This is a genomic window from Faecalibaculum rodentium, assembly GCF_001564455.1.
Lineage (GTDB): Bacteria > Bacillota_I > Bacilli_A > Erysipelotrichales > Erysipelotrichaceae > Faecalibaculum > Faecalibaculum rodentium.
This window is the reverse complement of the sequence record NZ_CP011391.1, coordinates 962,790-984,432: the sequence shown is the minus strand read 5'-3', so window position 1 is coordinate 984,432 and position 21,643 is coordinate 962,790. Positions and strand designations below refer to the sequence as shown.

At 53.7% G+C, this 21,643-nt stretch carries 17 protein-coding genes and 2 rRNA genes; 6 read left to right on the top strand and 13 right to left on the bottom strand.

The annotated features are described in order from the left end of the window. Positions 1-301: 301 nt before the first annotated feature. The 3 genes from hemW to fmt all read right to left on the bottom strand — a co-directional run bounded on the left by hemW (position 302) and on the right by fmt (position 4,277). Positions 302-1,381 carry a radical SAM family heme chaperone HemW gene (hemW, locus tag aalo17_RS04830; RefSeq protein ID WP_067556252.1) on the bottom strand — a complete coding sequence of 360 codons (1,080 nt, stop codon included), beginning with the start codon at positions 1,379-1,381 and terminating at the stop codon, positions 302-304. Positions 1,382-1,482: 101 nt separating this feature from the next. Further along, the gene (lepA, locus tag aalo17_RS04825; protein WP_067556249.1) at positions 1,483-3,288 is read right to left on the bottom strand and encodes a translation elongation factor 4; all 1,806 of its coding nucleotides are present in this window, start codon (positions 3,286-3,288) and stop codon (positions 1,483-1,485) included. Between the two features lie 41 nt (positions 3,289-3,329). Next, entirely contained in the window at positions 3,330-4,277 is a 948-nt protein-coding gene (gene fmt / locus aalo17_RS04820) for a methionyl-tRNA formyltransferase (protein WP_067556246.1), read from the bottom strand. Between the two features lie 103 nt (positions 4,278-4,380). Here fmt and rpsT point away from each other — a divergent pair, with 103 nt between their 5' ends. Then, entirely contained in the window at positions 4,381-4,647 is a 267-nt protein-coding gene (rpsT, locus tag aalo17_RS04815; protein ID WP_067556243.1) for a 30S ribosomal protein S20, read from the top strand. Positions 4,648-4,782: 135 nt separating this feature from the next. On the opposite strand, the gene holA is transcribed toward rpsT, so the two are convergent. From holA to aalo17_RS04795, 4 genes are all read right to left on the bottom strand, one after another. Further along, entirely contained in the window at positions 4,783-5,721 is a 939-nt protein-coding gene (gene holA, locus aalo17_RS04810; protein ID WP_158507724.1) for a DNA polymerase III subunit delta, read from the bottom strand. A 107-nt stretch (positions 5,722-5,828) separates the two neighbouring features. Next, entirely contained in the window at positions 5,829-7,688 is a 1,860-nt protein-coding gene (locus aalo17_RS04805) for a ComEC/Rec2 family competence protein (protein ID WP_067556238.1), read from the bottom strand. 18 nt (positions 7,689-7,706) lie between these two features. Continuing rightward, positions 7,707-8,189, bottom strand: a complete 483-nt coding sequence (locus tag aalo17_RS04800; protein ID WP_067556236.1) for a ComEA family DNA-binding protein — start codon at positions 8,187-8,189, stop codon at positions 7,707-7,709. Between the two features lie 213 nt (positions 8,190-8,402). After that, a complete protein-coding gene (locus tag aalo17_RS04795) occupies positions 8,403-8,660 on the bottom strand; it encodes a SemiSWEET family transporter (protein WP_067556234.1) in 258 nt (85 codons plus the stop codon). A gap of 239 nt (positions 8,661-8,899) precedes the next feature. Between aalo17_RS04795 and tnpA the strand changes: the two genes are divergently transcribed. Further along, on the top strand, positions 8,900-9,103 hold the full coding sequence (gene tnpA / locus aalo17_RS13305; RefSeq protein WP_420806569.1) for an IS66 family insertion sequence element accessory protein TnpA: 204 nt from the start codon (positions 8,900-8,902) through the stop codon (positions 9,101-9,103). 122 nt (positions 9,104-9,225) lie between these two features. On the opposite strand, the gene aalo17_RS04790 is transcribed toward tnpA, so the two are convergent. Both aalo17_RS04790 and aalo17_RS04785 read right to left on the bottom strand, forming a co-directional pair. Further along, positions 9,226-12,109: ribosomal RNA gene (locus tag aalo17_RS04790) — 23S ribosomal RNA — on the bottom strand. A 235-nt stretch (positions 12,110-12,344) separates the two neighbouring features. After that, positions 12,345-13,880, bottom strand: a 16S ribosomal RNA gene (locus aalo17_RS04785). The 16S and 23S rRNA genes sit together here, the layout of an rRNA operon. Before the next feature lie 534 nt (positions 13,881-14,414). Between aalo17_RS04785 and aalo17_RS04780 the strand changes: the two genes are divergently transcribed. Further along, positions 14,415-15,281, top strand: a complete 867-nt coding sequence (locus aalo17_RS04780) for a hypothetical protein (RefSeq protein ID WP_145907512.1) — start codon at positions 14,415-14,417, stop codon at positions 15,279-15,281. 88 nt (positions 15,282-15,369) lie between these two features. Here the strand turns inward: aalo17_RS04780 and aalo17_RS04775 are convergent, their stop codons facing one another. Continuing rightward, complete coding sequence (locus aalo17_RS04775) at positions 15,370-15,696, bottom strand: DUF1292 domain-containing protein (protein ID WP_067556227.1); 327 nt, start codon at positions 15,694-15,696, stop codon at positions 15,370-15,372. A 280-nt stretch (positions 15,697-15,976) separates the two neighbouring features. Between aalo17_RS04775 and aalo17_RS13390 the strand changes: the two genes are divergently transcribed. Beyond that, on the top strand, positions 15,977-16,426 hold the full coding sequence (locus aalo17_RS13390) for a rubredoxin (RefSeq protein ID WP_067556221.1): 450 nt from the start codon (positions 15,977-15,979) through the stop codon (positions 16,424-16,426). A 208-nt stretch (positions 16,427-16,634) separates the two neighbouring features. Here aalo17_RS13390 and aalo17_RS04760 read toward each other — a convergent pair whose 3' ends face one another. After that, entirely contained in the window at positions 16,635-17,702 is a 1,068-nt protein-coding gene (locus aalo17_RS04760; protein ID WP_236940512.1) for a PTS sugar transporter subunit IIC, read from the bottom strand. 160 nt (positions 17,703-17,862) lie between these two features. Here aalo17_RS04760 and aalo17_RS04755 point away from each other — a divergent pair, with 160 nt between their 5' ends. Then, positions 17,863-19,293 (top strand): MFS transporter, encoded by a 1,431-nt coding sequence (locus aalo17_RS04755; protein ID WP_082743249.1) that lies wholly within the window; start codon positions 17,863-17,865, stop codon positions 19,291-19,293. A gap of 101 nt (positions 19,294-19,394) precedes the next feature. Continuing rightward, the gene (locus aalo17_RS04750; protein WP_067556214.1) at positions 19,395-19,676 is read left to right on the top strand and encodes a hypothetical protein; all 282 of its coding nucleotides are present in this window, start codon (positions 19,395-19,397) and stop codon (positions 19,674-19,676) included. A 172-nt stretch (positions 19,677-19,848) separates the two neighbouring features. Here the strand turns inward: aalo17_RS04750 and aalo17_RS04745 are convergent, their stop codons facing one another. Continuing rightward, positions 19,849-20,997, bottom strand: a complete 1,149-nt coding sequence (locus tag aalo17_RS04745; protein WP_067556211.1) for an NlpC/P60 family protein — start codon at positions 20,995-20,997, stop codon at positions 19,849-19,851. 207 nt (positions 20,998-21,204) lie between these two features. Continuing rightward, on the bottom strand, positions 21,205-21,573 hold the full coding sequence (locus tag aalo17_RS04740; RefSeq protein WP_067556209.1) for a hypothetical protein: 369 nt from the start codon (positions 21,571-21,573) through the stop codon (positions 21,205-21,207). Between the last annotated feature and the right edge of the window lie 70 nt (positions 21,574-21,643).

Sequence of the window (21,643 nt, the reverse complement as noted above, 5' to 3'; positions counted from 1 at the left end):
GTCACCTTGAGTGCTTCGTTGCACTTTTTTCTGGCTCCAGTATGACTCACTGTCTTTACAGAATCATTACACCCTTCTCTGTATCTTTCCCTCCATAGTCCTGCAGGTGAGGTTCTCGTCATCTTTCTGTATCCGTTTCATGTGATCCATGGCTCTGTATCCTCTGCATTTGCTTTACTAGCTGCAGTATGAGAAGCTTCCAGAGCTGACAATTCATAGACTGAAGCTGTATCCGTCTCCGGCTTCTGCAAAACCCTGTGCTCATCCCAGGCCATATCCGCAGTTGCCCTCCGGATTTCTATCATTCGCAGGACTCCTCCGGCAGCATATCCACCAGGATTGTGTTCAGGATCTCCCTTCCGTTTTCATCCAGAAACAGCCGGCCGTCCTGTTCGCAGAAATGAGGGGCGTAGCGTTTTATCACATCAGCATACCGCCTGCCGGGATCCCATCCGTATTTTTCCCGGAATGAAGACAGATCCACCCCAAACTGCGTCCGCAGCCCCATCATCAGCGCCTCAAAGGGCCCATCCGTTTCCTCTGGAATTCTCTGTCCCCTGGAGTCGATGTGATATCGCTGACCCTGTTCCCGGCCGGAGGCACCGGGTCCGAAGCCGAAGAAATCCCGGTCCTGCCAGTACGCCAGGTTGTGTTGGGAATACCTGCCCGGTTTCGCGAAACTGGAAATCTCGTAATGTTCATAACCCGATTCCTTCAAGGTCCGGATGATCCATTCAAACATATCCGCTTCCAGATCCTCGTCACAGGGGTGAACCCCCTGCTTTCCGAAGACACTGTCGGGTTCGATCTGCAGGCTGTATATGGACAGATGGGGCAGGTCCATCTGCAGAAACTCCATGACATCTCTCTCTACATCCTTCAGTGTCTGTCCCGGGAGCCCGAAGATCAGGTCGATGGACAGATTCTCGAATCCTGCCCTGCGAAGAATTTCCACCGCCTCCCTGGCTTTTTGAGCCGAATGCCTTCGGCCAATTGATTTCAGAAGCCGGTCATCAAACGTCTGCACTCCCATGGAAATCCGGTTCACGCTCCGGGATTTCCAGAAGGCTGCTTTTTCAGGAGTTATGTCTTCCGGGTTGCATTCCATGGTGAACTCATGAATCTGATCCGGAAACAGGAACCTGATCCTGTCGAATTCTTCCTCTGTCAGAATCGAAGGTGTTCCCCCGCCGAAATAGAGCGTGTCCAGTTCCCGGATGTCCGCTTTCCGAATCTGATCACAGATCTGCTTCAGCCAGCCGGTGTGGTCCTGGCTGATCCGGCGGTAAAACGCGCAGTAGCTGCAGATCCCATGACAGAATGGTATATGTACATAGGCACTCCTGACGGGGCTCCGAGTAACTTCCGCTTCCTGTTCCATTCCTGTCACCTTCCTTTCTTTTCTGTGCCTTTGAAAAAACCGCCGTTGATGCCGGCGGCCTTGATACAGACTTCATGTCCTGACCCGATGGGTCATCGACATCAGCCTTCGTCGTCCATGGACAGGACAGCCATGAACGCTTCCTGCGGGATTTCCACCGATCCCACCATCTTCATGCGCTTCTTGCCTTCCTTCTGCTTCTCCAGCAGCTTCTTCTTCCGGGAAATATCACCGCCATAGCACTTGGCAAGGACGTTCTTTCGCAGCGCCTTGATGTTGGTCCGGGCAATGACTTTCCCGCCAATGGCAGCCTGGACAGGAATCTCGAACTGCTGCTTCGGGATCAGTTCCTTGAGCTTGATGGTCATGGCATTTCCGCGGTTGTACGCAAAGTCTTTGTGGACAATGATGGACAGTGCGTCGATGACCTGACCGTTGAGCAGAATATCCATCTTCACCAGGTTGCTTCTCTTGTATCTGGAAAAGCTGTAGTCAAAGGAAGCATAGCCCTTGGTGGAGGACTTCATCTTGTCGAAGAAATCGAAGATGATTTCTGACAGGGGCATTTCATACACGAGGTTCATCCGGACGTCATCCAGCACCTGCATGTCAATGTACTCTCCCCGCTTCTTCTGACAGAGATCCATGATGGCTCCGACGTATTCCTTCGGAACCATGATTTCGGCCCTGACATAGGGTTCCTCGATGTGGTCAATGTTCTGTGCAGGGGGCAGAGCCGCGGGGTTGTCCACGTCTTCCACAGTCCCATCGGTGCGATAAACCTTATAAATAACCGAGGGTGAGGTGGCAATCAGGTTCAGGTTGTATTCCCTCTCCAGACGTTCCTCGATCACATCCATGTGCAGCAGGCCGAGAAAGCCGCAGCGGAAGCCGAACCCCAGTGCCTGGGAGGTTTCGGGCTCGAACTGCAGACTGGCATCATTGAGTTTCAGCTTGGCCAGCGCATCCTTCAGGTCTTCGTAGCGTGCGTTGTCCACAGGATACAGACCGGCGTATACCATCGGCTGCATTTCCTTGTAACCCTCCAGAGGCTGGTCAGCCGGTTCATCTGCTTTGGTGATGGTATCGCCAACCCGCACATCTTCAATGTTCTTGATTGCAGCGCTGATCCAGCCGACATCACCGGTGTTCAGCTGTTCCTCCACCACTTCCTTGGGGGTCCGAACGCCGACTTCCGTGACTTCATATTCCGCACCGGTGGCCATGAACCGGATCCTGTCTCCTTTTTTTACAGTTCCGTTCTTGATGGACACAAAGGCAATGACCCCGCGGTAGGGATCATACAAAGAATCAAACACCAGAGCCTGCAGAGGCTTGTTTCGGTTGCCTTTCGGTGCCGGAAGCCGCTTCACAATTTCCTCCAGCACCTGATCCACATTGAGTCCGGACTTGGCGCTGATTTCCACTGCATCACTGCAGTCCAGACCGATCAGGTCCTCAATTTCCTGCTTCACCACATCCGGCTGGGCACTGGGAAGATCGATCTTGTTGAGAACCGGCAGGATCTCCAGGTCGTTGTCCAGCGCCAGGTAGACGTTGGCCAGAGTCTGTGCCTGCACACCCTGGGCTGCATCCACCACCAGCACCGCTCCGTCGCAGGCGGCCAGGGACCGGGATACTTCATAGGTGAAGTCCACATGGCCCGGGGTGTCGATCAGATGGAACAGGTAGTCCTGTCCGTCCTTTGCGTGATAGACCAGCTGGACGGCATTCAGCTTGATGGTGATCCCCCGTTCCCGCTCCAGGTCCATGGAGTCCAGAATCTGATCTTTCATCTCCCGCTTCTCCACGGTATCCGTCATTTCCAGGATCCGGTCCGCCAGAGTGGACTTGCCGTGGTCGATATGGGCGATGATGGAAAAGTTGCGTATATTTTTCTGATCCATTCAGTGATTCCTCATTCCAAGCAGTCTGTTCTCCTGCTGCCTCAGGCAGCCTGAGCGGCAATCGTGCCCGGGAGACTGCGTCCCTGGCCGTTCATGAACGACTTGATATCCATGACCGGCTTGCCCTGGAACTGCACCTGTTCCAGCACCAGCACATGGTTTTTCAGCTGCAGGCCCAGCCCGGACTTTCCCAGTTTGACAAAAGTATGCAGCTCTGACTGCGCTCCCGGTTCCAGGCGGGCTTTCAGCAGTTTCAGCTTTTTCCCCGCAGCAATCACATATCCTCCGGGATGCGGAGCCAGTGCCCGGATCTGTCCAAGCAGTGTTTCGTCGTCCTGCGTGAGATCCAGCTTTTCTTCATCCCCGGTGATCACCGGTGCATACGTCGCTTCTGCTTCGTTCTGGGGAGTAAAGCGGGCTTCGCCCTTCAGCAGTGTCTCCAGCTGGTCCTGAATCAGGTGTCCTGCTGTCTGTCCAAGCTTTTCGAACAGTGTGCCGCTGTCGTCTTCCTCTGTAATGGGGATTCGGCTGATTTTGATGATGTCACCGGCATCCATGCGGCTGGCCATCTTCATGAGTGTCATGCCTGTTTCATCATCCCGATTCCAGAGGGCACGCTGGATCGGGGCCCCTCCTCTGTATCTGGGCAGGATCGATCCGTGCAGGTTCACGCAGAGCGCTGCATCGAGGACTGCATCCGGGACCAGCTGTCCATAGGCGCAGGTGACGATCAGGTCCGGCCTGGCTTCCAGGACCGGGTCATAATCAGTTCGTATCTTTACGGGCTGGAACACGGGAATTCCGTGCTCCTGGGCCAGAAGCTTGACGGGAGTGGGGGTCAGCACCCGTTTGCGGCCGGTAATCCGGTCGGGCTGTGTCACTGCCAGGACCACATTGGCGTTTACATCCAGCAGGGCCTGCAGCACATCGGCAGCGATCTGCGGGGTCCCCATGAAAATGACGCGTTTATCCCTGAGATTTTCGTTCATGTTCTTCACTCCATTCGGTCTTTTATTATACCGGAATCAGCTTGCAATTGGGATAGCCGTTTTGCTATAATGCGAATGCTGTTACGTCAGGAGGTGTAGAACGATGCCGCAGATCAAATCCCAGAAAAAGCGCGTAAAGACAAACAACAAGGCGCACAAGCTGATCGTATCCCAGAAATCCGCTCTGAAGACTTCGATCAAAAAAGTTCTGGCTGCTGTTGACGCAAAGGATAAGGAAGCAGCGCTCAAGGCGTATGCAGAGTGCGAGTCCAAGCTGGACAAGGCCGTTTCCAAAGGCTTCAAGCACAAGAACTATTCCAGCCGTCAGAAAGCCCGTCTTGCCAAGGCAATCAACGCTATCGAAGCGTAAGACAGAAACAGAATATAAAAGAAAAAGAGCATGGCTCTTTTTTTCTTTATCGGATACCAGACTTCTCAGATGTCCGGAATATGCAAAAGCCGTACGGTCCAGATCCCCTTCTGATACCGTACGGCTTTTCATCTTTCACGATTCCTGCATCAGATCCAGGCAGAACATCTCGAATCCCTGGTCTTTGTCCAGCTGTCCTTTCTTCATTCCCTGCTCCAGATGCGCCATCTGTTCCAGAAGGTCCATCAGACGCAGTGAGTCAAACCGCCGCGCATTGCCCATGGCAATCTGCGTCCGGTAGGGATGGGCGGACAGTGTCTTCGCGATTTCCTGTTTCCCCTTTCCCTGATCCATCAGCACACGCACCTGAAACAGAAACCGGATCTGCCCCGCCAGCAGCATGACCACAGCCAAAGGCTCCATATTCTGGTCCCGGAAGTTGCGGTAGGCTGCCAGAAGGCGCAGTCCGTTTTTGTCGAACAGCGCATCCGTCATGATGAAGACATTGCTTACCGGTTCCACCGTAGTCAGGGCCTTCACGTCCTCCAGTGAAGGGTGCCTGTCAAACACAGACAGCTTTTCAATCTCCGATTCCAGAATGACGGGATCGCAGCCGGCATGCGAACAGAACCAGTTGAAGGAATCCGGATCCAGTTCCAGCTGTTTCTCTTTCATCAGTTCCTGTACGTAGGCTTTCTGGGCTGGTCCATCCAGAGGCAGACACGGGATGACCTGGGCTGCCTGTTCCAGCATCTTCACCGCTTTCTTCCGTTTGTCCAGTTTCTCCGTTTTGACACTGAGAACCAGGACATCGTCGGTCTCCAGCCTTTTTGTCACTACTTCCGGCTGGACCTGTGATGTGTTTTTGGCGCAGAGAAATGTCGCATTGTCTGCAAAAATCAGTTTGCGGCTTGCGAAAAGATCCGCAGTATCGAGCGCCTGTTCCAGTCTGGCTGCTGCGCCCGGCTGCAGGCAGTCAACGACCACAGAATCGGTTTCGGGGTATTTTTCCTTCAGCTGCCGTTTCTTCTGTCGGATCCGGCTTTCATCTGTCCCATACAGCAGATAAATCATGCCCTGATTATAACAGAGAGTTCCACACTGCAGAAACTGCCGCCTGACAGCCAATGCAGGCTGCAGATGTGAAACAGTCCGGCAGGAAAGTCCGGGCAGTAACGTGTTCATCGGCCTGCAGGGGTGCTCAGGCAGGACACCTGTCCTTCTGCGGTTTCCAGAAACAGGAAGCCATGCCAGGAAGCAAGGTGAATCATGCCGCTTTCTGCGGTACAGAATCTGGCTGTGTTCATGGACTGCAGACTGGTGATGACTTCCGGTGAAGGGTGTCCGTACCGGTTGTTCCTTCCTGCGGAGAGAAGAACCAGATCCGGACTGAGCCATTCCAGAAACGCCGGACAGCTTGCAGAGGCCGATCCGTGATGACCGGCTTTCAGTACCGTGACCGGCAAATCGGCAAACGTGTCCATCAGCAGTTTTTCTGTCAGGATTCCTGCATCACCGGGCCAGAAATACCCATGACCATCATAGGAAAAATACGTCAGCAGACTTCCCTCGTTTTCATCCGGCGAAGTGCGGTCAGGGAGAAGATTCAGCATAGGGTACTCCACCGGAACAGGCTGTGTGGGGTCGCGGATCACGGTATGAACACTGATGCCGTCCTGTACAGCTTCCACAGCACCGGCATGATCGAAATCTTCATGACTGACAATCAGGGCATCCAGCTTCCGGATCCCTGCAGCTTCGAGAAACGGCAGGATCACGGATTCAGCATTGTCCCGATACAGATTGCCTGCGGCGTCGATCATGACAGCGCTCCGGCAGAAAGGCTCCACGACCAGCGTGCAGTCTCCCTGCCCGATATCCAGCATATACACGTGAAAAAACGGGTCCAGATATGGACTGACAGGCATGATCAGCAAGGAGCAAAGCAGCAGCTGGGGATGTTTCTGCATGATCATATACCGCAGAAGCAGAATGGCTGCCACAACCAGTAAGACCGGTGCAGCAGGGATCGGGATTTCCGGAAGCATCCATTCAATCTCCAGAGAGATGTCGAAAAACGCCAGAGCAAAAGACGCGGCAGACAGCAGCCTCAGAAGGCTGTACCCGCCGAACAGAGTACAGGACAGAGACCCGAAATAGAGGATCTGGAGAAGAGCCATCAGGTACCGGGTGCAGGATCTGCGCCGTGTGATGGAACACAGCTGCAGCAGTGCGGGAAATACAAGGGAGAAGGAAGCGGCTTTTTCCGGCTGCAGGATCAGAAACAGGAGAACGGATAGAGACCATGCAGCAAGAGGCTGCAGGCCGGACAGCCGAATCAGCCGGAACAGGACCCAGCGCATGAGGGTTGCAGGCCAAAGAAACAGCCATCCCCACAAAATGGCTGGGGGAAGAAGGCAAAAATGCACTGCATTCGGTTTCATCCTCCGCCTGAGGAGATTTTCGAACACCATGAGAAAGGCGACCACCGGCAACCCGGCTTTCACCAGAAGACTGTCTTTCTCCCGAATCCCGTAAAATGCGGCCATTTTTGCAGGTGAGTTTCGGACATACCGCATGAGTCTTCCCTGCAGGGAATCAGAGGCAGTCCGAATGTATCCGGTCCCCCGCCAGCGAACACCCTTCGCTGCCATAGAGTCTGCGAAATCAAACAGATGCAGGTTTTTCAAGCCCGTCAGAGGTTTCAGGTTTTCGATATACAGTTCATCATGTATATTCGCCTCCTGATCCTGGTACAGTATCCTGCTGCTGCCGTTTGCGGCAAGGACGTATCCTGCCCTGACTTCATATACCTGGTACAGACCAGGCCGGAGATCAGGTTCAGGAAAAGCCTGATTCCATAAGATGCCGGCGACGATCGTCAACGAAAGCACTCCCCAGAAAATGCATACAGCCGGTTTTTTCATGCGGATCCAGAGAACCAGACCCCAGAGTCCCGCAAATCCGGTTACCAGCCAGGGATCCGACAGCACGCAACTGATCCAGATACCGATTGTCAGAAAGAACAGTGTTACGGCCATGACATGTCCCGGCGGTGCTTACAGACAGATGTAGGGACTGAGTTTCTCAAATGTCTTCTCCCCGATGCCCTTGACATTCATCAGATCCTCCAGAGAGGCAAATCCTTCTGTGTCCCTGTACTCCAGGATTCGCTGCGCAATGGCCGGCCCTACTCCAGGCAGTTTAGTCAGCTCTTCCAGAGTTGCTGAAGACAAAGACACTGTGGTCTCCTGAGTCTGTGGGACGGTGCGTATGGAGACCACTTCTCTGTCTTTGACCACGGCAGAAAGATTCACGGCATCCAGATCCGCTGTATCCGTAAAGCCTCCGGCAGTTTCGGCCAGTGTCTGAACCGTTGCGTTCCAGGGAATCTGATAGACACCGGGACGTATGACTTCTCCCTTGATCTCCGCCTGGATCGTATCCGGTCTGGACATATCCAGTTGGACCGGTGTATAGCGTCCAAACCAGCTTGCGAGGAAGAAAAACAGCATTGTGGTACTCATGATCAGTTTTTTCATATCTGATACCCCCTGTTTGTATATTCGCCAAAAGGCCCGGTTTTTGATGAAATTTGTGAAAGAATCGTTTCCGTGTCACTCAGGGGCAGTCTGTCAGCTTTTTTCCGAATTATCTGATGCCGGACTGCTACAACGAAAAAAAACCGGTTATTGCAACCGGAAGTGGATCTGCTTTCAGATGCTGGCAGACGTTCGCTCTGCAGTTACAGCTTTTCAGAAACTGGTGATCATGGTGGCAGCCGCCAGAAATATGCCGGGGATGTTTGCTGCAGCAATTGCCTTCTGCTTCGGCGTACTCTTCAAGGCATAGATGGTCCACAGAGTGCAGTTCACGGTGGCTACAGCCGGCTGCACCCAGCTTCCTTTGTGACCCTGAAGATTGTTGATGATCTGTGCAATGTAGGAAACATACATCAGTATGGACATGCCGGATGCGATCCAGCCCAGTTTCTGAATTTGCTTATCTGTCATATTTCTCTCCTGTACCTGAATCAATGGTACCAAAACTTTGATTTATAAAGAGAGTCCACGCATTCCTGCCGATGACATACAGGAGATTTCATACAGCAGGTCTTGTGGTTTCAAGAGGAGCCACGGAGTAAGCGTCAAATCAAGCCCATCTGGTTAAGAAGCCTCCGATTGTTCAAAATCTATAGGAACAAAGGAGGCCTTTTGTTATGACTGATTCCACCAAAGAGAGATGGTAGACCATATTCACAGATTTCGATTCTTCAGGATTATCTGCCGTTGAATACTGCAGACAGAAAGGAATCAATCGCCAGGTCTTCTACAATTCACGCTGGAAGCCGAAGAACTCCACAGCCAGGTCCAAATCTGCCTGTCGTGAACCATTATCTCCGTTTCCAGATCCGGCAGGGTTGACGCTTACGCTTACCTTACGCCGCAGATATTAAATGAACGAAAAAAAGCCGCCACTGGCGACTGCTGGAATCCTGTCTTCAGGTCACTCTCTGAAAACCATACACGATATGTCTTCCGTTTCCTGTCTTTCCGCAAAGCTGCGGGCTTCTTTCTTTAGATCAAGTCCTCGACCGATTAGTGCCAGTCAACTCCATGCATCTCTGCACTTCCATCCCTGGTCTATCCACCTCGTAGTCTTCAAGGGGTCTTACTTCTCTTTTAGAATGGGAGATCTCGTCTTGGGTCCGGCTTCGTGCTTAGATGCTTTCAGCTCTTATCCGTTCCCTGCTTGGCTACCCAGCTCTACCATTGGCATGATAACTGGTGCACCAGCGGCAGGTCCATCCCGGTCCTCTCGTACTGAGGACAGCTTCCCTCAGATCTCCGACGCCCACAACAGATAGGGACCGAACTGTCTCACGACGTTCTGAACCCAGCTCGCGTACCGCTTTAATGGGCGGACAGCCCAACCCTTGGAACCGAATCCAGCTCCAGGATGCGATGAGCCGACATCGAGGTGCCAAACCTCGCCGTCGATGTGAACTCTTGGGCGAGATCAGCCTGTTATCCCCAGGGTAGCTTTTATCCGTTGAGCGACGGCCCTTCCATTCGGCACCGCCGGATCACTAATCCCGACTTTCGTCCCTGCTCCAGTTGTCTCTGTCGCAGTCAGGCACGCTTCTGCATTTGCACTCTTCAGTTGGTTCCCATCCAACCTGAGCGTACCTTTGGGCGCCTCCGTTACTCTTTGGGAGGCGACCGCCCCAGTCAAACTGCCCGCCTGGCACTCTCCCCTGTCCCTCTCGGCACACGGGTTAGGGCCCCATACATCCAGGAGTGGTATCCCACCGGCGACTCCACCAATACTTGCGTACTCGCTTCCACGTCTCCCACCTATCCTGTACATGGCTGTCCAGGACCCAATACCAGGCTGCAGTAAAGCTCCATGGGGTCTTTCCGTCTAGTTGCGGGTAACCTGCATTTTCACAGGTACTAAGATTTCACCGAGTCTGCTGCCGAGACAGCGCCCAAATCGTTACACCTTTCGTGCGGGTCAGAACTTACCTGACAAGGAATTTCGCTACCTTAGGACCGTTATAGTTACGGCCGCCGTTCACTGGGGCTTCGGGTCACTGCTTCACCTCGCGGTTCACAGCTTGCCTTAACCTTCCAGCACCGGGCAGGTGTCACCCCCTATACTTCGCCTTGCGGCTTCGCAGGGAGCTGTGTTTTAGTTAAACAGTCGCTTGGGCCTTTTCACTGCGGCTCTTTCGAGCGCCCCTTCTTGCGAACGTACGGGGCCATTTTGCCGAGTTCCTTGGCAACAGTTCTCTCGCTCACCTTCGCATCCTCTGCGCGCCCACCTGTGTCGGTTTTGGTACGGGCCGTATATGCATTGACACTAGAAGCTTTTCCTGGAAGCTGACTCGATGCGCTTCGCTACTCGCTTCCGCTTTCGCTTACCCGTCACGCTCTGGTTTCCGTATCCGGATTTGCCTGGATACCACCTGCTTCGCTTGGCCCTCAATCCAGTAAGAGGGTCGCATCTGCCTTCTCCGTCACTCCTTCGCTCCATATACGGGTGCAGGAATCTCCGCCTGCTTTCCATCCGCTGCGCCTTTCGGCCTCACGTTAGGTCCCGACTTACCCAGGGCGGACGAACCTTCCCCTGGAATCCTTGGGCTTTCGGTGTGCAGGATTCTCACCTGCATCTCGCTACTCACACCGGCATTCTCTCTTCCATGCTGTCCATATGCCGTCTCCGTCATACTTCTTCCTGCATGCAACGCTCCCCTACCACATATACTTCCATATACATCCGCAGCTTCGGTACCTGGCTTAAGCCCCGGTACATTTTCGGCGCAGGGCCACTCGACTAGTGAGCTGTTACGCACTCTTTCAAGGATGGCTGCTTCTGAGCCAACCTCCTAGCTGTCCGTGCGTCCCCACATCCTTTTCCACTTAGCCAGTATTTTGGGACCTTTGCTGGCGGTCTGGGCTCTTTCCCTCTCGACCATGGACCTTATCACCCACAGTCTCACTGCCGGATTCCTCCCAGTCGGCATTCGCAGTTTGATCGCATTCAGTACCCCGGGATGGGGCCATCATGCGTTCAGTGCTCTACCTCCGTCTGTCATCCTCCGACGCTAGCCCTAAAGCTATTTCGGGGAGAACCAGCTATCTCCGGGTTCGATTGGAATTTCTCCCCTAGCCACAGGTCATCCGCTAACTTTTCAACGGTAGTCGGTTCGGTCCTCCACAGAATTTCACTTCTGCTTCAACCTGCCCATGGCTAGATCACCCGGTTTCGGGTCTGCTCCATACTACTCTTCCCGCCCTCTTAAGACTCGCTTTCGCTTCGGCTCCGTCCTTTCCGACTTAACCTCGCACCATGGAACAACTCGCCGGTTCATTCTACAAAAGGCACGCCATCACCCTTTGACGGGCTCTGACTTCTTTCAGGCACACGGTTTCAGGTTCTCTTTCACTCCGCTCCCGCGGTTCTTTTCACCTTTCCCTCACGGTACTCGTTCTCTATCGCTCACACTGCATATTTTGCCTTGGCGGATGGTCCCGCCTGCTTCCGACAAGATTTCTCGTGTCCCGCCGTACTCAGGATCCCGTCTCATGCTTCCAACACTTCGCTTACGAGGCTTTCACTCTCTCTGGCTGTACTTCCCTGTACATTCTGCTGTGTCATCCGCACTCTTTTGACGGTCCTACTACCCCGGATCTCTCCGGTTTGGGCTTCCTCCCCTTTCGCTCGCCGCTACTCGGGGAATCACTGTTGTTTTCTTTTCCTCCGGGTACTTAGATGTTTCAGTTCCCCGGGTACCTCTCCCTTTCGGGATGACAGCCTTCTGGCTGCCGGGTTCCCCCATTCGGACACCGACGGGTCTTTGCCTCCTTACGGCTCACCGTCGCATTTCGCTGTTTGGCACGTCCTTCTTCAGTACAGTGTGGCCAGGCATCCTCCCTGCGCCCTTCCTTGCTTGATCTGATTCTCTCAAACGTTTTTCGTGCTTTCTTCGAGATATTTTTCTCAGAACTGTTTCTTCTCTGTTCTTTTCTTTCTCTCAGTTTCTTTCTATTTCTCCACAACTTTACTTCAGACCTTCTGTTGTCTTTCATATCGTTGTACGGTTTTCAAAGATCGACCCTGGAAGACACTCTTCCAAAACCGGACAGGAACCACTCTGCTCTTTTTCCTTTTCCCCTGTACTTTCTCCTTAGAAAGGAGGTGATCCATCCCCACGTTCCCGTAGGGATACCTTGTTACGACTTAACCCCAGTCATCGATCCTGCCTTCGACGGCTCACTCCTCTAATGAGGTCATGCCACCGGCTTCGGGCATTACCGACTCCCATGGTTTGACGGGCGGTGTGTACAAGGCCCGGGAACGTATTCACCGCGGCATGCTGATCCGCGATTACTAGCGATTCCAACTTCATGGAGGCGGGTTGCAGCCTCCAATCCGAACTGGGACGGCTTTTATGAGATTCGCTCGACATCCCTGTCTCGCTGCTCTTTGTAGCCGCCATTGTAGTACGTGTGTAGCCCAGGCCATAAGGGGCATGATGATTTGACGTCATCCCCGCCTTCCTCCGGTTTGTCACCGGCAGTCTGGCATGAGTCCTCAGCTTTTCCTGTTAGCAACATGCCACAAGGGTTGCGCTCGTTGCGGGACTTGACCCAACATCTCACGACACGAGCTGACGACAACCATGCACCACCTGTGTGGATGTTGACCTCCGATGCATCTCTGCATCTTCGCATCCCATGTCAAGGCCTGGTAAGGTTCTTCGCGTTGCTTCGAATTAAACCACATACTCCACCGCTTGTGCGGGCCCCCGTCAATTCCTTTGAGTTTCACACTTGCGTGCATACTCCCCAGGCGGAGGACTCACTGCGTTAACTTCAGCACTGAGGTTTCACCCCCAACACTTGGTCCTCATCGTTTACGGCGTGGACTACTAGGGTATCTAATCCTATTTGCTCCCCACGCTTTCGTGCCTCAGCGTCAGCAACAGGCCAGGCGGCCGCCTTCGCCACTGGTGTTCTTCCATATATCTACGCATTTTACCGCTACACATGGAGTTCCACCGCCCTCTCCTGCTCTCCAGTCCTCCAGTTTCCAAAGCCATGCATGAGTTGAGCTCATGCGTTTCACTCCAGACTTGCAGGACCGCCTGCGCACCCTTTACGCCCAATCATTCCGGATAACGCTCGCCACCTACGTATTACCGCGGCTGCTGGCACGTAGTTAGCCGTGACTTTCTGGCGGGGCACCATCAGTCAGCACCCATTTCCTGATGCTGCCTTTTTTCCCCCGCAACAGAGCTTTACGACCCGAAGGCCTTCTTCACTCACGCGGCATCGCTCGTTCAGGCTTGCGCCCATTGACGAAAATTCCCTACTGCTGCCTCCCGCAGGAGTCTGGGCCGTGTCTCAGTCCCAATGTGGCCGTCCGCCCTCTCAGGCCGGCTATGCATCATCGTCTTGGTGGGCCTTTACCCCGCCAACCAACTAATGCACCGCAGGTCCATCCGCGCCCCATCCCCTAAAGGATGTTTCACAGAAAGAAGATGCCTCCTTCCTGTACATCGGGATTTGTTCTCCGTTTCCAGAGCGTATTCCCGGTGCGCGGGCAGGTTCCCTACGTGTTACTCACCCGTTCGCCACTAGAGACCCGAAGGTCTCTCGTTCGACTTGCATGTATTAGGCATGCCGCCAGCGTTCATCCTGAGCCAGGATCAAACTCTCCATTTGATCTGTACTCAGACGCTTTGCGTCTTGTGTTCATGATTGTTTTTCAGGTTCAAAGAATCGACGTTGTATCGTCTTGTATTTACTTCGTTTTTCCTGTCCGGTTTTCAAAGAGCGTCAGCACCCATGACAGATGCCTCCATCGCCTGCGGCTTCTGATGAAGTCACAAGCTTTTCAAAGATACTGAATGAGCGGTCCGGCTGTCAAGCCCGCCTGTGCCCCTCAGCACTCCTATATCTTAACTCATCCGCAAGAGTCTGTCAACACATATTTTGAACTTTTTGTCCTTTTATGTGTTATGACTTGTTGATTTATCCAAATCACTTGCGACTCACTTATAATACCACACCCTCACAGAAGTGCAACCCCTTTTCTGCACTTTTTTGCATATATCGAATTCATTCTTTTGATTTGTGCAAACCATCCGATACCAGAGATTCCGGCTTTTTCTCATTCTTTCTCTTCAGCCAGTGCCATCATCGGCAGAATGGACTTCCTGTATCCAGTCCGGGGGTCTCATCCCTTACAATGGACTCATGACAAAAGCAGAACTTCGAAAACTCATCCGCTCGATGCCAAAAGAACAGCTGGAAGAAGCTCTTTTGGAACTGCACGGCCGGCAGGATAAAACCAAAAAGGAAGTATTTGAGCTGATTCTCAAAGGGATCTCGGAAAACAGGACACTTCCGGATAAAAAGGCCTCCATTCCCGATACCAGATCTATGCGGAAAAAACTGGAAACCATCCGAGATCGTATCCAGGGCTGGTACTATTACCGCAGGCGAAGTGCCAGAACCAGAGCCAGGCGTGATCTGAAAACCATGATCTCACAGCTGCTGCTCTGTCCTTCACAAAGTATCGTATATCCCGAAGCCTGTTCCCTGCTGGAAGATCTCTTTGACTTGTCTGTCACCTATCTGCATACCGACCTGTTTCCAGGGACCAGCATTGAATCTGTGTATCATCTCAGCACTGATGAGCTGTTTCGGACCATAGTGGGGTTCATTCTGAAATCCGGTTACACGCGGGACAACCTGAAGCGCCTGTCGAGTCTGTCATGCATTGTCGAGAGTTCAGACTGGGCCCTGTCCATGCATCTGCAGGAAATCCTTGTCTCGATTCTGAAAAACGGCGACATACGCATTGAAATGATGGATATTCTGGAGGACCGCATACAGGCGGGACTGGAGCTTGGACAGGCAGGCCTTCTGCTGGACAGACTGTGCATTCTGTATCTGCTGATCTGTGAGCAGGAAACGTCTCTGGAAAACGGCACGGCATGGATCCGGGAAGCGACAGATGACAAAAAAGCTCTGTCCCTGCTGAATCTTTTCCAGCGGTGCCGGACCGTGGTCCGGGAAAGGCAGCAGGAGTATTTCCGGGAGGAAGAAGAAAGACACTGATTCACGCAGACACAGAAGGACTGACATAAAATCCGGCAGATTCTGAGGATCTGCCGGATTTGTCTGATCGGGTCCGCAACCCGAAAGGTCAGTCTTTCTGTACCGCTTTTTTCAGGCTCTGTTCAAAACAGGTGCCGTCAGCATGCTGTGCACGGGCTTTCTGCTGGATGTATCCGGAAAAGACGCGGTTGATTTCTTCCGGATCGGACAAAGCCACGAGATATTCGGTATCCGGGTCTTCGTCATCCTTCATGGTCTGCATCAGCAGGATGCCGTCTTCATCCCGCAGGCCGTCCCGATAGGGAATCAGGATCACGTAATTCTCGTCATCCAGCACAAACCGGTCTCCGAATTCACACTCGATTCCGGTTCCGTCTTCTCCCTGGAGAAGAATCGTTTCTTTTTCCTCGTTCATTGTTCCACCTCTGATACCGGTTCAGTGCCGGCTGTCTGTCTGCAGTATAGCATGCTGCATGACAATCACCGGAAACAGCAGACTACCTCCATGTTTCCCCGACCGGTTCCAGTCCGCGGGATTCTGCCCAGCAGCTGCGACCAGCCGGCTGGCAGACCGCCAGGTGTCATGACACGCAGCATGCAGGCATCTGTGTGGATGGCAGTCGTACCGGGCAACAGCTGTATGGTTTATCCGGCGGATGACTAAAATGAAAGTGACACGAAAAGAGGAACCATATATGAACAACAACCTTGGACCTAAATATCAATGCACCATCTGTCCCTATATCTATGACCCTGAAAAGGGCGATCCCGCGCAGAACATTCCGGCAGGCACTCCCTTTGCCGATCTGCCGGAAGACTGGAGATGCCCGATGTGCAAACATCCGAAGTCGGACTTTGTGGCCATCGAAGAAGTCATCGACAATGATTCTCCCGAGGACAAAGAAACCATGGAAGCTTTGGACATGGGCATTGCGCTGACAAAAAAAGATGTCTATGTCTGTGATGTCTGCGGATGGGAATATGATCCGGAACTCGGACTGCCGGAAGCCGGCATTGCTCCAGGTACCGCCTTTGAGGATCTGCCGGAGGATTTCGTCTGCCCGCTGTGCGGTGCTCCCAAGAGCGCATTCTCCCCGAAGCAGATGGATACAGCGGCTGACGGCCAGGCCGTTACAAACGCTTGATTCCTGGGGTCACTCAGCTCAGGGCTGATTCCTGCGGTGTCATACAGGCATTTATCCAGCAAAGACAGCTGTCCTTCTGTGAAGCCGGACACAAAGCGGAAACCATCTGTACTGCATCAGAGGTGTAAGACATCCATAGAAAAACGGCATCTGCCAGGTCCAGGGAATTGGACGGACCTGAAACAGATGCCGTTTTTTCAGTCAGGTTTTATTCTTTGGATCCCGCTTCTGTGCCCGCAGCCACGGTTGCCGGGGCTGCCTTCGCGCCAGCCAGTGTAAGGTCGCCCTCCCTGACCCATCCGGCTTTCACCACCAGGCGGTGAATCACGGGACAGATCACTGCCGGCAGCACGATGGAAATCAGGAGAAGTCCTGTCCAGTCAGAGAGCGAAATCACGGAACGGATCCCGTCAGCCATTTCCTGTGCCCAGCCGCTGTAAACGCCAATGGGGCCCACCATCCCGCAGGTCCCCATACCGCTGGATACCGCAGGGCCATTCATCTGGAGCCCGAACAGGCAGGTTGCCAAGGGACCTGTGATCATGCTGGTGACGATGGGCGCGATCCAGATCCTGGGATTCTTCACGATATTGCCCATCTGCAGCATGCTGGTGCCCAGGCCCTGGGAAACCAGGCCGCCCAGTCCGTTTTCCTTCCAGCTCATCACCGCAAAACCCACCATCTGTGCACAGCAGCCGGCCAGGGCGGCGCCTCCCGCCAGCCCGGTCAGCCCCAGCGCAGCGCAGATGGCTGCACTGGAGATCGGCAGGGTCAGGGCGATGCCCATGAACGCCGAAACCAGAATCCCCATCAGAAACGGCTGCAGTGTGGTTGCCCACATGATGAACGTGCCTGTCTGCATCGCAGCCTGACCAATGGCCGGTGCAAACCAGTGAGAAAGAAGAATGCCGGAGAAAATCGTGACAATCGGCGTCACCAGAATGTCCACTTTCGTTTCACCGGATACCGCTTTTCCCAGTTCAGCCGCCACAATGGCAATCAGATATACAGCCAGAGGTCCGCCTGCACCGCCCAGGGCATTGGCAGCAAAGCCCACAGTGATCAGGGAAAACAGCACCAGGGCCGGTGCCTGCAAGGCATAGCCAATGGCAGCCGCCATGGCCGGACCGCTCATGGCGCTGGCCAGACCGCCAATGGTATACTCCGTTCCGCCCACGATGGCCACCGGCTGCGTAAGCAGGTGGATGTTCAGCTGCGTGCCCAGCGTGTTGATGATCGTGCCGATCAGCAAAGAGGCGAAAAGCCCCTGTGCCATAGCGCTTGAGGGAAACTTCGATGTTTTTGCGCTCCAGAAACAGAGCAAGCGTATCCATAATCAAACACCTTCCTTTTCCGTTCGATTTTACTCTTCAAGGCACATCAGGGGAAGAGCCAGTGCCAAAAATCTATAATCTAGCTAAACAAGGAGGAGTTTTATGTCTACCGTAACCGATTCACAAAGAAGCAGAATCATGATTGGCTGCTACTTTGTCATGTTTACGATTGCCGCCTATGGCCTGTCTCTGGCCACGATCCAGCAGCCAATGCTGGACTCCATGGGCGGCGGATCGTACTTTTCCCTTATCACACTGATTGCCGCCATCTGCATGACCATCATGACACCCATCGGTGGTCGCCTCATTGATGGACTCGGCAACCGGAAAGTCACGCTTTACGCCGGTGCGATTTCCCTGATCTCCGGACTGGTCATGGCCTTTGTCCCGAATCTCTGGGTATTCATCATCATGCGGATCCTGTTCTCCATGGCCCAGGGTGCCATGAGTTCCGTCCCCTATATCCTGGCCCGGGAAGTCAACCCCCCGCAGGTGCAGGGCAAGATCTTCGGTATGCTGGCAACGGTGCTGGCCGTTGGCAGTTTTGTCGGATCCTGGCTGGCGGGTGTGCTCGTTCAGAACAACCTCATGTGGCTCGCCGTTGCATTCCCCTGCCTGACACTGGCACCCGGTATCTGGCTGATCTATCAAAACATGTATGATGATTCCCACGAAGGCGGCCTCCACCTCGACTGGATGGGTATGATCCTTCTGACTGTCTGCCTGTCCACCCTGCTGCTGGCGATGAACTTCGGCGCCAGGATGGGCTGGTTCAACGGCCTGATCATGACCGGTTTCCTCGTCGGATTCGGTTCCCTGCTGGCGTTTGTATACTGGGAAAACCGGGCTGCTGTGCCCCTGGTTCCCATGGCGCTGTTCCAGAACAGGCAGTATGTCCTGCTGCTGGCCATCACCTTCTGCACGGTGTTCTATTTGATCGCCCTGAACAACTACCTGCCCCTTGGTGTACAGAATGTGCTCCAGGCCGGTACCTCTGCCTCCGGTTCCCTGCAGCTGTCGAAGACCATCGTTCTGATTCTCGTGCCGACTGCCTTCGGTATCTGGGTCGCAAAGCGGAAATCTCACACCTGGATGGCCCTGGCCCTCTCTTGCATCTTTGTGATCGTGCCCTGTGCCCTGCTGGTATTCGTGGGCGTGAACATGCCCATCTGGTTCATCATGCTGATGGTGGGACTCACGGGAATTGCAGATGCCTTCCGGTCGGTTGCTGCCACCCCTGCTGCCCAGGAAGTCCTGAAGCCCTCTGACCTGGGCATCGGTACTTCGATCATTGGATTCACCATCACACTGGCCAACTCCATAGCCGCAACAGTGGATGGCATTGCCTATGACTCCCTGTCAGCCGCGGAAGCCGGTATTGTGGGCATGAGTCACGGAATCGACACAACGTTCCTGCTCTCCGCGGGTGTGGCTGTCATTGGTCTGCTGCTGGTTGTCCTGTTCTTCCGGCCGATCATGAACAAAAACAGCCGTACTTCTGCAGCTGAACAGGCAAAGACTGCCAGGGACTGAATCCGGGCCAGAAGCCATGCAGGTTTCAGGCAAAGCACTAAGCCTGTATTGTGAAAAACGATACAATGAATCTAGTCAAAGACTGAAGGAGGCAACAACCTATGTCTGATAAAATCGTAGTGGATGAGCAGAAATCTCTGCTGGATGGACAGATTGATTCTGTCGAAGAAATCAAGGAACACCTGATCAAGGCCATGTCCGTTCTGGACCTGGTGGTCAGCTCGCTGGAGAAAAAAGAAGCAGCGATCAAAGACGATGACATCGCAAGCGAACTGAATGCCATTGTCTCTGTATATGACAACCTGGATACTGCATTTGGCGAAGCCAACGCTGTTGGCCGGTTCCTGAAGGATCAGCAGACTGTGGATACAGACAACGAATAATCCTTTCATTCATATGGGAGCATCCGTAAACGGATGCTCTTTTTGTGTTGTTCCGGGAGCGGGTTGCGGGCTGACTCTGCAAACGGGTTCATGCGGCAGCAGGATCTTGAGCCATCTATCCTAAGAAAAAAGCGCTCCACATACGGGAACGCTTTTGCAATGCAATTTAAAATTACGCAACAATCTGGATGAAGGTCATGCTGTTTGCGCCGGGCAGATAGGCACTGGACACAACGGTCTGTCCATCGAAGTTGCCGTGTACTGCCTGGCCGTTACCGATGTAGATCGCAATGTGGTCCAGACCGCGGCCGCCCTGATCATAGTAAATCAGGTTGCCGGCCACAGGAGTGTCAGTGACCTGACCATACTGCAGGTACTGATCCGGCCATACCACACCTGCAGCGACGCCCGCCTGATTGAGGGCATTTGTGACCACCTCTGTGCACTGCCAGCCGTTGGTCACACCCACGAGGCCCAGAGCTGCATTGGCAATGTTCTGGTTGAGCTGGTCGTACTGACCTGCAGGCTGTGCCGGAGTTTCAGGCTGTACAGGCGCTTCCGGAACAACGGGTGTTTCGGGTACGACCGGTGCTTCCGGCTGTACAGGTGCTTCCGGAACAACGGGTGTTTCGGGCACGACCGGTGCTTCCGGCTGTACAGGAGTTTCCGGTACCACGGGTGTTGTCGGCTGTGCAGGTTCTGTGACCTCAGGCACGATGGGTGCTTCCGGCTGCACAGGCTCTGTAACCTCAGGCACGATGGGTGCTTCCGGCTGTACAGGTTCTGTAACCTCAGGCACGATAGGCGCTTCCGGCTGTACAGGTTCTGCAGCCTCAGGCACCACCGGGGTTTCAGGCACTGCTTCGGGCTGTACTGTTTCTTCAGGAGCCGGCGTCACGACAGGTTCAGTTTCCGGCTGAACTGTGGTGTCTGCGGCTTCCGGTGCAGCTTCTTCCACTGCCTGATCATCCGCCACTTCTTCTGCAAATGTCTGGATGGCTTCCTCTTCGGCAGCCTGTTCCTCCACAATGGTCTGACGGATGGTTTCCTTCAGGTCCTCGCTTACCAGTGTTGTGCTCTGTGCAGTATACGCTCTGGATGTCGTCTCTGTATCCAGGGAACCAGATTCATCGAAGTAGTAAGTCTCTCCATCGATTTCATGCCAGCCTGTCGCCAGCTTTCCGGCTTCCGTCACGTATTTGTCATCTTCTGTCCAGCCGGGAGCCATTTCCATGGCCATGACTGTACCTGCCACCGGCAGCATTGTGGCAGTGCAAAGGATGCCTGCTATTTTTGTACTGTTGTTTTCAAGAAAATTCATAATATCCTCCAGTTTCTTTCGTATATCTGACTTTTCAGAATTCGATCCAGTGTGGTATCCGTTGCACGTACCTGTATGAAATATGCAACTGCGACAGTATCTCATGATGTTTACCCTCGTTCAATGGCTGCCCCGGTTCTTGTTACGGATACGAACATCTGTCACTACTCGGAAGCAATAAGAAAACGCCCTGTCGGGCGCATTGAGTCAATGAATTCTGTACAGCTGTGCAATCCTTCTGGCCTGTTCCAGCACCTGCGGACTGTCTGTGCCAAACCGGTAGATGAGCAGTCCCGGAAACGGACCATCCTCTCCTTCCAGATGCAGAGGCCCCGCAGTGGAAGGATGCTCTTCATCCAGCAGAACCGCCAGAACCGGCTTTCCTGTCTCCTCCTGCCGCCGCATCATGAGCCTCCAGACAGGGACCAGATCAGAGCTGCTGCAGCGCTCCAGCATAATGATCCACTCTCCCGCTGCCGCTTCCGCACCGTTGGCTGTATTGCGTACCGATGAGATTTTGATCTTTCCGTGAAAGGCTTCATCCAGCAGCCTTTGAACGTTGTCCCAGAATACCATGTCTCAAGTTTAACACAGTTTTACCTTACACAGGAACGGAGAACGAATCCGTTGTCTCTATTTAGCTGCT

Bases quoted from the DNA above. Each gene is read 5' to 3' on its own strand.
- aalo17_RS04800 (WP_067556236.1), bottom strand. From the start codon at position 8,189: ATGAAAAAACTGATCATGAGTACCACAATGCTGTTTTTCTTCCTCGCA.
- aalo17_RS04775 (WP_067556227.1), bottom strand. From the start codon at position 15,696: ATGAACGAGGAAAAAGAAACGATTCTTCTCCAGGGAGAAGACGGAACC.
- fmt (WP_067556246.1), bottom strand. From the start codon at position 4,277: ATGAACGAAAATCTCAGGGATAAACGCGTCATTTTCATGGGGACCCCG.
- aalo17_RS13390 (WP_067556221.1), top strand. From the start codon at position 15,977: ATGAACAACAACCTTGGACCTAAATATCAATGCACCATCTGTCCCTAT.
- holA (WP_158507724.1), bottom strand. From the start codon at position 5,721: ATGATTTATCTGCTGTATGGGACAGATGAAAGCCGGATCCGACAGAAG.
- aalo17_RS04805 (WP_067556238.1), bottom strand. From the start codon at position 7,688: ATGGCCGTAACACTGTTCTTTCTGACAATCGGTATCTGGATCAGTTGC.
- aalo17_RS04745 (WP_067556211.1), bottom strand. From the start codon at position 20,997: ATGAATTTTCTTGAAAACAACAGTACAAAAATAGCAGGCATCCTTTGC.
- hemW (WP_067556252.1), bottom strand. From the start codon at position 1,381: ATGGAACAGGAAGCGGAAGTTACTCGGAGCCCCGTCAGGAGTGCCTAT.
- aalo17_RS04795 (WP_067556234.1), bottom strand. From the start codon at position 8,660: ATGACAGATAAGCAAATTCAGAAACTGGGCTGGATCGCATCCGGCATG.
- aalo17_RS04760 (WP_236940512.1), bottom strand. From the start codon at position 17,702: ATGGCACAGGGGCTTTTCGCCTCTTTGCTGATCGGCACGATCATCAAC.
- aalo17_RS04750 (WP_067556214.1), top strand. From the start codon at position 19,395: ATGTCTGATAAAATCGTAGTGGATGAGCAGAAATCTCTGCTGGATGGA.
- aalo17_RS04755 (WP_082743249.1), top strand. From the start codon at position 17,863: ATGTCTACCGTAACCGATTCACAAAGAAGCAGAATCATGATTGGCTGC.
- aalo17_RS04740 (WP_067556209.1), bottom strand. From the start codon at position 21,573: ATGGTATTCTGGGACAACGTTCAAAGGCTGCTGGATGAAGCCTTTCAC.
- lepA (WP_067556249.1), bottom strand. From the start codon at position 3,288: ATGGATCAGAAAAATATACGCAACTTTTCCATCATCGCCCATATCGAC.
- aalo17_RS04780 (WP_145907512.1), top strand. From the start codon at position 14,415: ATGACAAAAGCAGAACTTCGAAAACTCATCCGCTCGATGCCAAAAGAA.
- rpsT (WP_067556243.1), top strand. From the start codon at position 4,381: ATGCCGCAGATCAAATCCCAGAAAAAGCGCGTAAAGACAAACAACAAG.